The organism is Microcoleus sp. S13_C3 (genome assembly GCF_036700905.1).
Classification (GTDB): domain Bacteria; phylum Cyanobacteriota; class Cyanobacteriia; order Cyanobacteriales; family Microcoleaceae; genus Microcoleus.
The window spans coordinates 6930-17762 of the sequence record NZ_JAUBPT010000163.1; the positions used below are offsets into that span (position 1 = coordinate 6930).

The 10833-nt window shown below is 43.3% G+C and carries 11 protein-coding genes and 1 pseudogene; 2 read left to right on the plus strand and 10 right to left on the minus strand.

What is annotated here, in order from left to right:
* A partial coding sequence (locus QUA16_RS30155) for a glycosyltransferase (RefSeq protein WP_333181577.1) occupies nt 1-769 on the plus strand: 769 nt, incomplete at its 5' end.
* A gap of 144 nt (nt 770-913) precedes the next feature.
* On the opposite strand, the gene QUA16_RS30160 is transcribed toward QUA16_RS30155, so the two are convergent.
* From QUA16_RS30160 to QUA16_RS37060, 10 genes are all read right to left on the minus strand, one after another.
* Entirely contained in the window at nt 914-2896 is a 1983-nt protein-coding gene (locus QUA16_RS30160) for a TerD family protein (protein WP_333181579.1), read from the minus strand.
* A gap of 153 nt (nt 2897-3049) precedes the next feature.
* Complete coding sequence (locus QUA16_RS30165) at nt 3050-3265, minus strand: hypothetical protein (protein ID WP_333107986.1); 216 nt, start codon at nt 3263-3265, stop codon at nt 3050-3052.
* A gap of 33 nt (nt 3266-3298) precedes the next feature.
* Entirely contained in the window at nt 3299-3865 is a 567-nt protein-coding gene (locus tag QUA16_RS30170; protein WP_333107988.1) for a TerD family protein, read from the minus strand.
* A gap of 230 nt (nt 3866-4095) precedes the next feature.
* Nucleotides 4096-4521, minus strand: coding sequence for a DUF4359 domain-containing protein (locus QUA16_RS30175; RefSeq protein WP_333107989.1), 426 nt, complete (start codon nt 4519-4521; stop codon nt 4096-4098).
* Nucleotides 4522-4943: 422 nt separating this feature from the next.
* A complete protein-coding gene (locus QUA16_RS30180; RefSeq protein WP_333107990.1) occupies nt 4944-6149 on the minus strand; it encodes an IS110 family transposase in 1206 nt (401 codons plus the stop codon).
* Nucleotides 6150-6328: 179 nt separating this feature from the next.
* Nucleotides 6329-7177, minus strand: coding sequence for a hypothetical protein (locus QUA16_RS30185; protein WP_333107992.1), 849 nt, complete (start codon nt 7175-7177; stop codon nt 6329-6331).
* An 8-nt stretch (nt 7178-7185) separates the two neighbouring features.
* Nucleotides 7186-7671: a hypothetical protein gene (locus QUA16_RS30190; RefSeq protein WP_333107993.1), complete on the minus strand. Its 486-nt coding sequence runs from the start codon at nt 7669-7671 to the stop codon at nt 7186-7188.
* Nucleotides 7672-7675: 4 nt separating this feature from the next.
* A complete protein-coding gene (locus QUA16_RS30195; protein WP_333107994.1) occupies nt 7676-8281 on the minus strand; it encodes a hypothetical protein in 606 nt (201 codons plus the stop codon).
* On the minus strand, nt 8214-9410 hold the full coding sequence (locus QUA16_RS30200) for a hypothetical protein (protein ID WP_333181580.1): 1197 nt from the start codon (nt 9408-9410) through the stop codon (nt 8214-8216). The genes QUA16_RS30195 and QUA16_RS30200 overlap by 68 nt, the downstream gene beginning before the upstream one ends.
* Before the next feature lie 123 nt (nt 9411-9533).
* The gene (locus QUA16_RS37060) at nt 9534-9827 is read right to left on the minus strand and encodes a helix-turn-helix domain-containing protein (protein ID WP_445251269.1); all 294 of its coding nucleotides are present in this window, start codon (nt 9825-9827) and stop codon (nt 9534-9536) included.
* 606 nt (nt 9828-10433) lie between these two features.
* Here QUA16_RS37060 and QUA16_RS30205 point away from each other — a divergent pair.
* Nucleotides 10434-10833, plus strand: a pseudogene (locus tag QUA16_RS30205) (hypothetical protein); the annotation flags it as partial.

Sequence of the window (10833 nt, forward strand, 5' to 3'; positions counted from 1 at the left end):
TTTGGACTCCACAGGCAAGATGCCTGTGCCACGGGATTTGGACTCCACAGGCAAGATGCCTGTGCCACGGGATTTGGACTCCACAGGCAAGATGCCTGTGCCACGGGATTTGGTGATTCCATTGGGGGTGACAGCAGGTTTGTTTTCTAAGAGATTGCGGGAATCTGAAGTGCCAATCATCTTATTTATGTCGCGAATTGAACCTAAAAAAGGGCTTGATTTGTTAATTCCAGCATTAGAAAGTATTTTGGCATCTGGCATAGACTTTCACTTTATTTTAGCTGGTTCAAATCCCCAAGATGCTGATTATGAAACACAAATTAAAGTAAAAATTCAGAATTCAAGCTTAGCAAAATACACAACAATAACTGGCTTTGTGAGCGGTGATTTAAAAGTTGAACTGTTGACAAAAGCAGACTTATTTGTATTGCCTTCTTATTACGAAAACTTTGGCATTGCTGTAGCAGAAGCGATGGCCGCCGGTGTACCTGTCGCGATTTCCGATCGCATACATATTGCGGAAGACATACAGCAAGCAGAAGCTGGTTGGGTGGGGCCTTTGGAAGTAGGGGCGATCGCCAATTCAATTAAATCAGCACTTCTGAATCCACAGGAGCGCCAACGGCGGGGATTGAACGGCAAAAAGTATGCCGAAAAGTATTATAACTGGGAGGCGATCGCCCAGCAAACCATCGATGCTTACCAGGAGATTTTGTCATCTATAGCAGAAGGAAGAAGGAAGAAGGAAGTTCGGCAACGGATTCTGTAACGGATGTAACGGATGTAACGGATGTAACGGATGTCAGGAAGAAGGAAGAAGGAAGAAGGAAGAAGCAATAAAATCAATTGTTTCAGCCATTAACAACGTCCTAACCGTCTTGACGGTTGCTATATTGACTAATGTGACTGGGGTTTACCTTTTACTTCTTCTCCTGCTGCGAGTTCTTGTACTGCTGCTATCAGAATTTGCAGGCGAGATTTTTTCAACGCTGCTACTACTTTTAACAGCAGTAGACTCAGAGCTTGAGGTAGCAGTCGCGGATTTTCTTCTAATTATAATCGGAACATTAACAGATCGACCGCAGGGCCGACCAAAGGAGTCTATTTTCCTTCGATAATCGCAGATTGCAGCCTCTGCACTCGGTTCTTGACAATCATTAATAAAGCTTTGTGCTAATTTGTAATTATTTCCGTCTCCCTGCTTTAAGAAAAGTTCTCCCGCTTGTTGAAAGTCCGCTACTGCTGGCGATTTTGTTCCCAACATACAGCGAATAGCACCTCGTTCCAAATAAGCCAAACCATAATTAGGATTAACGCGAATAGCTTGTTCGTAATCGCCGATCGCCTTTTGCTTGTTTCCCAATTCATAGTATGCTTGACCGCGACCGAAATAAGCTTCTGCCAAGTTAGGATTAAATTGCAGCGCTCGATCGTAATTGTAAATTGCCTGCTGCTTGTTTCCCTGTTGGCCAGTAGCAATTCCCAATCCGAGGTAAGCTTGAGGTATGTTCGGATTCAGCGCTAAAGCCTGAGTAAAATTGGCGATCGCCCCCGCAACATCTCCCTTTTGAACTTTTAAAGAACCTTGATTGCTAAAATGTGCAGCTTTTTGAGCGAGCGCAACTCTTTGACTGATCACAGCGTGATTGGCTCGGTAATTAGATAACTTATTTTGAGCTATATTATAAATCGGTGTACGTGAATCTATCGCTTCTAAGAGTGCGATCGCCTGTTGCCATTTACTTTGCGACTGCTGCCAAACTTCGATCGGATGAGGCGGTTTTTGCACAACCACAGCAGCTTCCATCGCCAATTTTTGAGCCGTTGCTAGACTTTCTGCCGCCTGTAAGTTTTGCTGTACAGGAACCAAACTCGGGCGCAGTTTAAGCAAATCAGCTCTAGCTTGTTGATATCCAAAGCCGGGGAAGTTAGGAATTTTCTCTAAATTGGCGATCGTTTCTTTAAGTCGTTTATCCAAACTTCTGAGCAGATTTACATCGGTGGCTTTCCCTGCATTCTGCGTTTCCACTGCCAGTATTTTCGCTTGCGTCAGCGTTTCATTTGCCGATCGCATAAAGGCGATCGTCCCTACACTTGTTCCCAACACCAAAACCCCTAAACCTGCTAATAAAGCTGCGGGTATTTTTCGACTTCGCGAATTATTATTAACTTGATTGTTAATTCGTGATGGCTGTACCCTTCGAGTCTGACGATACTGTTCCGCTTCCGGTTCTGAATCCACCTCCAAATCCCAAGCCGGCAACTGCAAATCATCTGCTGCTGTGACCGCTGCCAACTCCCTACTAATGGGAGCAATATTATTGCTGTTTCCGCTTTTATACTTGTCAACCAAACTCTGCAATCCTGCTTGATATCCTTCTCCTACTGCCTGAAATCTCCACTCTCCATTCTTTCTATACAAACGACCAAACTCTACAGCAGTCTCTCGCGAAAAGTTCTCTTTTAATTCATACCGAACCAGTTCGCTTCCCGTTTCCAAATTGGTAATTTTGATAAAAGCATTTTTGATATTGCTAAAATTTGCCTTGATTTTATCTGCTTCGTGAATAGTGACCGCAAAAGTTATTTCCTCAATTTCAGGATGAATTTTATCTAAAATAACGCCGTAAATAGTTTTATTCTTTTGACCTCTGTTGTTTTTGTCAGGAATTGATTGCAGTACCGAACCGTCACAGGATTGCAGATTATTGTAAAATATCAAATATTTATCGTTAGGTATTTTGCCGTCAGCACCTAGCATAAAAGCAGAGACATCTATCTCGTAGCTTTGTCCTGCCTCTGTCGCCTGCCAACCGAGGGCGATCGCCATTTTTTTTAAACCGGGCGCTTCTTTAGAGATATTAAATCTCTCACCCTTACTTAATTGCATCCCCATCTGCTTATTTGTTAAATATAAAAATTTATACTACTCATCTTAAGGTTAAGTGGCACAAGAAGTTCTTTAATTAATGAAATTTAACAGAGTTTCTCTAATCGCAGGCTTGATTAAAAATATCTGGTGTCTGTATCTGAATTTATTGAAATTTACTTAGAGAGAATTACCTAAGTGAAAACCGGGCTTGCTGTCAAAACCGATTTCTACAATTGAACTTAATTTGACATGGGTTTGGAGCATTTTCAAAACTAGGTAGCAAGTTAACAAAGTTACCAAATGCTCCAGACGAGACTGTTCCGCTTCCGGTTCTGACTCCACCTCCAACTCCCCAGCCCAAAACTGCCAGTCATCTGCTGTTCCCGTTGCCAACTCGTGAGTAATGGGAGCAATTTTATTATTATTTTAGCTGCAATACTTATCAACAAAACTCTGCAATCCTGCCTGATATCCTGCTCCTACCGCTTGAAATCTCCACTCTCCATTCTTTCTATACAAGCGACCAAATTCTACAGCACTCTCTCGCGAAAAATTTTCTTTTAATTCATAACGAACAAGTTCCTTTTCTGTATCCAAATTGTAAATTTTGATAAAAGCATTTTTTATATGGGTAAAATTTGCATTATTTTTTTCGGCTTCGTGAATAGTGACAACAAAAGTTATTTCCTCAATTTCAGGATTAACTCTTTTTAAGATAACGCCGTAAATCGTTTTATTCTCTTGACTTCTGTTGTTTTTATCTCGAATCACTTGCAGTACCGAACTGTCACCGGATTGCAGATTATTGTAAAATATCAAATATTTATCGTTAGGGATTTTGCCGTCAGCACCTAGCATAAAGGCAGAGACATCAATCTCGTAGCTTTGTCCTGCCTCTGTCACCTGCCAACCGAGGGCGATCGCCATTTTTTTTATACCGGGCGCTTCTTTAGATATATTAAATCTCTCACCCTTACTTAATTGCATTGCCATCTGCTTATTTGTTAAACATCAAACTTTATAGCGTTAATGTTAATATTAAGTGGGACAATAACTTTTCTTCTTTAAGAAAACTTAATATTTTGCCTCTAATAGCGGGCCAGATTAAAAATATGTGCTACCGCTCTCCGAATTTATTGAGATTTACTGAGAGAGAATTACCTAATAAGCAAAAACCGGGCTTTCTACAAAACCCGGTTTCGACAATTGAACTTAATTTGACTCTACTTTTGAGCATTTTCTGAACTAGGTGGCAGCGTCACAAAATTACCAAAAGCTCCAACCGTTTGATAGCTTTTTTTGCCCAGTTCAGTTGTATAAATGCTGACAACGCCTAAATTCTGACGCTGGGTTGTATTGTCGAGCAAGCTTTCGATCGTGCCCCGCTGCGAAGTCAGCAAATTCTTGCAACTGCCGATCAAAGTATCTGTAATGCCGCCCAAAGCTTTCGGCACGCGAGAATCTTTGCACACAGTGCTTTCCAACTCGTTTTGGAGTACGCCGGAAGCATAAGTTAGGTATTGATCTCTCCCAGGATTTGTAAATGCCATGCCGGCAGCCAGAAGAGTCAGGGCGATCGCGACTTTTCCCACATTGCCGAAAAAATTAGAAGTTGACTTGTTAGTATTCATTGCGTTATCAATATTCATTTTTTTTAGCCCCGTTGATTCATAAGCTTCTCTTGATTTAAACTACACCTCTTCAGAAACCGATTTCCGAAAGGAGGGGACAGTTTTTAGATTGGAGGCCAGTTGCGAGTAAGCCTCTCACTGGTTTACCTTCACTCTAACAATAGTAACGACTATTATTCCCACAGCCAGAGAAAGATTAAGCACTACCAAGATATACTTGGGTGTCCTACCGGACGGGTGGCGGCTATTTTTCCGATTTTCGGAGAGAAACTCTGCACTGCGACAAAGCTTACTAACGAAAATCGGAAAAATCCCGCTGGAAAAAAGATATCCTTGAAAAAGGCGCGAACTGGGGCAGCACCAGCGGAGGGGTAACACCCTGTGAAATCTCGTGTAAGAGATAGCGCCGCAACCTAAAATTAGATTTTAGATTTTAGATTTTAGATTTTAGATTGGACAAGCTCAGAGACAAGTTCTTTAAAAAGCAACTTGACTGCTTTGGCCGCGACACGCGATCGCACTAACCGCACCGGCCGACCGCTCAACTTTTCCTCATCCATAATTGCACCGAGTCGATCGCCAATATCATTAGCAAGCCGAGTACGGGCTGGTTCAATCCTAGTAAAAATCCACTGCCACAAGGCAGTTCGACAAATGTCAGAGCCGCCGCTAACTTTAGACTTTTGCAAATCACCGCTAGACTCTTGAGACGGAGCATAGCCCAAAGCCTTCATAAATCGGCGAAGAGACAAATGCCGCTTAGTAGGTTTGCCAGACTTACGCCCTTTACGAATCTTCACATCTGGTTTGCCGTCGAGCAAATAATTTTCAAACGGGTATATTTGCGACAATAAAAGGGCTTCAACTCTGCGACCGAATCCAAACCGGGCAAAAACTTTGCGATACGGCAAAAACTGAGACTCTGACACAAGCTTGGAAAGTTGAAACTCAAGCACCATCTCTTCTTGCTGGATATCACAGATACGGGCAGCATGGCGGCGCAGTTCGTCAGTGATTCCAAGTCCGATCGACTTTTGCAACATCAAATCGTACTTAACAGAATCTCGCTGACCACACAACCACCCCCAAAGTAGCGGCACCTTTTCACCCAGTCGCACCGATCGCACAAGCGCAACTTCTGGAAACTGCCAAGCCAAATCTTGACGGGCACGATTAATGATGGGTGACTGCACACGATTCAAATGGGCAAGCCGAAGGACGAGCCGACGAATTTCGACAATCGTTTGCGATCGGACCTGAACAAACCGCCGGGGAACTTCAAGAAAATCCCAACCATAAATCGCCAGAGCAAGCGCATCGGCATCATCATCTTTATCAGGCAGTCCCAGATGGTGCTCGCGAAAACTCCTCAATTCCTTGTGACCGACTAGCCGCACTTCCACACCGGCCCGCACAAGCTGAGTTCCCCAGAGACGAGAATAATTAACCCCGGTGGGCTCCATCACTGCGATCGTATTGTCCGTATCGCCACCAATCAATGCTAACAGTCCAGCAATTCCAAAGGCTGTAGCATCAAACTTGTGAAAATCATAATCATAATAAAATTGTCGAGGTTCAGTTGGTTTCTCTAGCAAAAGGCAAGCAGAAACTGAGGCCTTGCTGATATCAAGTCCGATAATTTGCATTCAATTTTTACAGGTGATAATTTCCAAATCCCCATAGCAAAGCTTATGAATCACCCAAAGGCCAGAAGCCTAATTCACTCTTAAAGCTATAAATTGCAGGGGAAGATTGCAGTCAATCAACAAGTAACCGAGCTTATGAAGATAAAAAAGCCACTACAGCTTGTTTCCTTTTTAAAGCCCTAAGTTACAAATTGATTGACCGACGGACGATTTGGACTCAATCCGCGACTCCCCCTTTTAAAGGGAGGTTTCGGCCGCTGAGTTAGGCAGCCATCATCAGGCGATTTAAAAACAACATCCAAATCTGCCAAAATTGCTTGTTGGTCTGACGTATATTCAACATCAACAGTCTGTTCATCCGATCGCGCACTAGAAAATTCTTCCTGTTCATCATTAGATAAATTATCTTCAGGAACCAATTCACCACCAATCAAATACTCAAGATACTCTGATACCGACATTCCAGCAGCAGCAGCTTTTTCTTGCAAAAGCTTGTAAGCTTTCCCCTTAATACGAACTTGCTTGGCTCTGTCCTCTGGATTCTCATCTAAAGTTTCTTGAATTTTAGCCACTGTTATGTTCTCAGGAGGAAAACCATCAATAACGGTCTGCCATTTGTCCCCAAGCTGGGAATCACCATACTTGTCAACTTTTACAAATTTAAGTAGTGGCAAAGCTTGAGATACCGATGTGGGAAGAATTTTGAAGTTAGCTTTGATAAGTCGCAGGCAAACTTGAGCAGCTTGGATAATCTTTTTGCAGTAGAAATGGGATCGACCTAAAGCAAGTTTGCAATATTCGGCAAAATCCTGGTACTGCCGTTTATATAAGCGATAACGACAAACAACGTCGAGCATGATTCCTTGACGCACGTAATCTAAGAAACTACGCTTAATTCTCTGGGTGAGTAGAGCAATATCATTATGCGGTACTTCCTGAGAAATTTCAGATTCAAAGTCTAGGAGCGGTTGAAATTCTGTTTCTGGGGGTTCCCAGAAAATATCGTTAAAATCGGCAGTAATTTCCATAATGTTGCTTATCTCTCCCTGTATTCTTTTAAATTTTGGGAAATTTGGTGAACTATTTCAGCTTCCTGCTGGACAGATGTCTCTGAAAAAATCGTGTCAGTCACGACTAGGACTTCTGCTAATACCTCTTCCTCGCTCCACCCACGCGCATTGGCTAGAAATAGAATAGCAGTCCTTGCTTTTAGTGCTTCAAATGCTATAGCAGATTTGTCTGGTTGAGGCAAATTATTTAAACTGATTACTCTCTCTGAATCAGTTTCATCCCCAGTAACATCGCAGTCAGCAATGATACGAATAGATTCTAATTTGATTTCACAAAGACCTGCCTGAGTATAAAGAGTTTGAGCGAATGCTGAAAGTGCGCGGTAATGCCCTGGATTGCTCGAAATAAAGTTCGATATCAAAAGGTCAATCTCTGCCATCTGCTGTTTTATAGCATCGTCAAGCGGGGGAAGTTCTGAATGTCTAAATGTGTAAATGTTTGAACATTCCATAACTCTAAAACTCCCTCGAATCATCGTCATCGTCATACTCAGCAGAATCAAAAGGGATAGGGTCAACTTCAGCCTCCACAGCAACACCAGAATCTATAAGTTTATCAGCAATAAACAAAGAATATGAATCAGGGTCAATACCCAGTCGCTGAAGGAAAATCTGAAGTCGCTGCAATTGGTTTGTAGCAATTTCTATTTTCTTGTTGAGATGCTGAAGAGTACGCTCTTTGTTAGAAATTTGTTTCTCCAAACCAGAAAGATTAAGTAAGAGAGTATTCTCTGCACCTGACTGTTGCAACAATTCATCGACTTGGACTCTTAAAAAAGAATAAGCTTCAGAAAAAGTTTCTGCATCAGCAGCAATTTCAACATTGGATTTACGGTCAAACTGACCCCATTCATCACGCTTGTAAACCGGAACAGAAATTTTAACGTTAATCATTGCAATAATTGGTAGTTGGTACGGAAGAAGCGATCGCCCTTTATCCTTCAAAAAGCGATCGCGCAAAGGAGCAAGATAGCAAGCTAGATGGAAGAGAAAATCAAAATACAGCATCACCTCCTGGAGGCGATCGCCCTGAATGACTACTGCTGACAGAAGCAATATCATCAGTTTGCTCGATCACCTGCGGGGGAAACTTGGGAGGCTTAGGACCAGGCAACCGTACAAAAATCCCTGTATCAGGCGGTTCATACCAGTCAGAAGGACAAGGTGCCCAGTAAACCATAGAATCTAGGGAAACTTCCACAGGCTCAAGATTCTCAGCATCCCAAGCAGCCATCGCCTCAAAAAAGTCATCAAGGGAGTCAAAATCGTCAGGGTCTGGCGGTTCATCAGTGGCGACTATCTCGAAATCAAGCAAATTCAGTTGCCCGTCGGCATCAGCCTGATAATGAATTTCAGGGTGTGGAGGAAAGTAGCGAGCCAAAAATCTATCAGAAAAAGTGACACCGGGGAAAGTTTCGGCCACTGGTACGATCGGCTCCTGGACTGGCTCGACTTCGACACCGGGGGAAGTTTCAATCAGCGCAGAGATATCCGTTTCAAGGGAAAACCGAAGCAAAAGCGCATCAAAATCATCAATAGGTCTATCCCACAAGGATTCCTCCACCCGTCCGAATCCCCTAGGAGCTCTCATCATTGATTGAATTTGAATCAAAAGAGTAAGCTCACGGCGAATCTCCTTAATCCAAGAAGATCGATGTCTCTTGTTACCGTAGAAAGAAAGTTCATCCTTCAGAGCCAAAAACCTCGATGTCTTCAATCTCAAATTCTGAAGCTGTCCCAAAGACTTCTCCGCTAAAGACTTATCGGTATCCCGACACAGTTCTAAGAGTTCGAGAAAGGTTAACTCGCGAAATTCAGCGAGATTAAGGGACTCAATCGAACGCTTCGGGATGCTAGAAGAATTTTCAGTTTGTGCGATCGCCTCCTGAAATTGAGGTTCGACACCGGGGGAAGTTTCGGCCGCCAGTGTAATCGGCTCCTGAACTAGCTCGACTTCGACACCGGGGGAAGTTTTGGCCGCTGGTGCGATCGCCTCCTGGACTGAATCAGTTTCGACACCGGGGAAAGTTTCAATCAGCAGCAGAAGCGGAAGCTCGACGCCGACAATCACATCAATCCAAGCTTGGCGGCACCGACGATCGCCCGACGGGACAACATCGAGTTCACGGGCGATCGACTTGAGTTCACCAAAGATTTTTGCTTGAAGCTGTACGGCAGTGTAGGTGTACATAGTTTGAGGGAAAGGGCTTGAGCCTTCTAACACAAGCCCAGAGAGAGTTACAGGGGTATCTGAAACTAAACTAAATCTATTATAAGTCATACTTGTGACCTATGTCAAGACTATGACCTATAATTAAACAGAATTAGCAAACAACGGTTTCTCAGTTGAAGGCGAGGAAGAAGGCTCGTGATATAAAAAATCACCAGGCTGCAACTGAAAAACTTCACAAAGGCAATCCATAACTCTTTCGTTAGGGACATAAAATTCATCACTCATTAACTTAAGACAAGTACCTTGCCCTAAATGAGTTAAAACTCTCAACTTATAAGCATTAATCTCTAAAGGTGACTCATTAGGCCACCTAGCTTCAAAAAAATGCCGACACTTATCATTCAAAACTTCAGGGACTCTATGTTTCACAGGCATATCAAAGAACAACAGTTATATTGTAAGTCATAAACTTGACTTAGGTCAAACTTGTGACTTACAATAACTATCGTGGTAAACAACACCAGGCAAGCCAAGGTGTAGAAGTCTAAACTTGCCTACCACACATTCTCTCAGCAATTTCAAGTCACCCCGCACCATCGGGTTCTCTCTGAACTATTAGCCGCCGGATGGGGCAACGGCAGCTTTCATTAATGAATTAAAAACTGGCGACACCTGCCTTTAAGTGGTGCGACTGGGGGCGGAGAGCATGCCCATAAACCGTAATAATGTCGGGATGCCATCACCGGCTGACAGGTGATCGGGAATGCCACTTAACACAGGCATGACGCAGACAGAGCGCTGCTGCTAATGAACGCAGAAATTCCTTAAGTTATAAGCCGGAAATCGATGGGCAACGCCAACGCCGCTTAAGGAAATCGTGACAGCCGGGAGAGACCGGCACCTTATTCCTTCTTCCTTCTTCCTTCTTCCTTCTTCCTTAAACTAAGGCTACACATAAAAAAAACTCAAAACCGCTGTAACTATGACAAACACTAAATTTGAATGCTACGTCCAGGAAGCTGCAATCAGTAGCATGACAATATGAACAGCAGTCAACTGCCACTGTTTGACACGAACGCCACCACCGGAAGCACATACAAAGCCGGTGATTACGTAAAGCTGCGAAGAAAACCAGCAGTCGCAGCATGGGTTAAACGCGGCGAAGTTTTCCGAATTGACCAGGTGCACCCCATCAATGGAAGTCTGAAATTCTGGAATCCCCACATTAATCAGTGGGATTTTTTATATCCAGAGGAAGTTAAGTTAACTGTCGAGCCTGTTGTAGGGGAAGTTGCAGCAGCCAAGTTAACTGTCGAGCCTGTTGTAGGGGAAATTGCAAAATCAATTGCAGAGCCTGTTGTAGAGGAAGTTGCAGCAGCCAAGTTAACTGTCGAGCCTGTTGTAGGGGAAATTGCAGAATCAATTGCAGAGCCTGTTGTAA

Coding starts and splice junctions, on each gene's coding strand:
- QUA16_RS30160 (WP_333181579.1), bottom strand. CDS start 2,896: ATGGGGATGCAATTAAGTAAGGGTGAGAGATTTAATATCTCTAAAGAA.
- QUA16_RS30170 (WP_333107988.1), bottom strand. CDS start 3,865: ATGGCAATGCAATTAAGTAAGGGTGAGAGATTTAATATATCTAAAGAA.
- QUA16_RS30175 (WP_333107989.1), bottom strand. CDS start 4,521: ATGAATATTGATAACGCAATGAATACTAACAAGTCAACTTCTAATTTT.
- QUA16_RS30180 (WP_333107990.1), bottom strand. CDS start 6,149: ATGCAAATTATCGGACTTGATATCAGCAAGGCCTCAGTTTCTGCTTGC.
- QUA16_RS30185 (WP_333107992.1), bottom strand. CDS start 7,177: ATGGAAATTACTGCCGATTTTAACGATATTTTCTGGGAACCCCCAGAA.
- QUA16_RS30190 (WP_333107993.1), bottom strand. CDS start 7,671: ATGGAATGTTCAAACATTTACACATTTAGACATTCAGAACTTCCCCCG.
- QUA16_RS30195 (WP_333107994.1), bottom strand. CDS start 8,281: ATGATATTGCTTCTGTCAGCAGTAGTCATTCAGGGCGATCGCCTCCAG.
- QUA16_RS30200 (WP_333181580.1), bottom strand. CDS start 9,410: ATGTACACCTACACTGCCGTACAGCTTCAAGCAAAAATCTTTGGTGAA.
- QUA16_RS37060 (WP_445251269.1), bottom strand. CDS start 9,827: ATGCCTGTGAAACATAGAGTCCCTGAAGTTTTGAATGATAAGTGTCGG.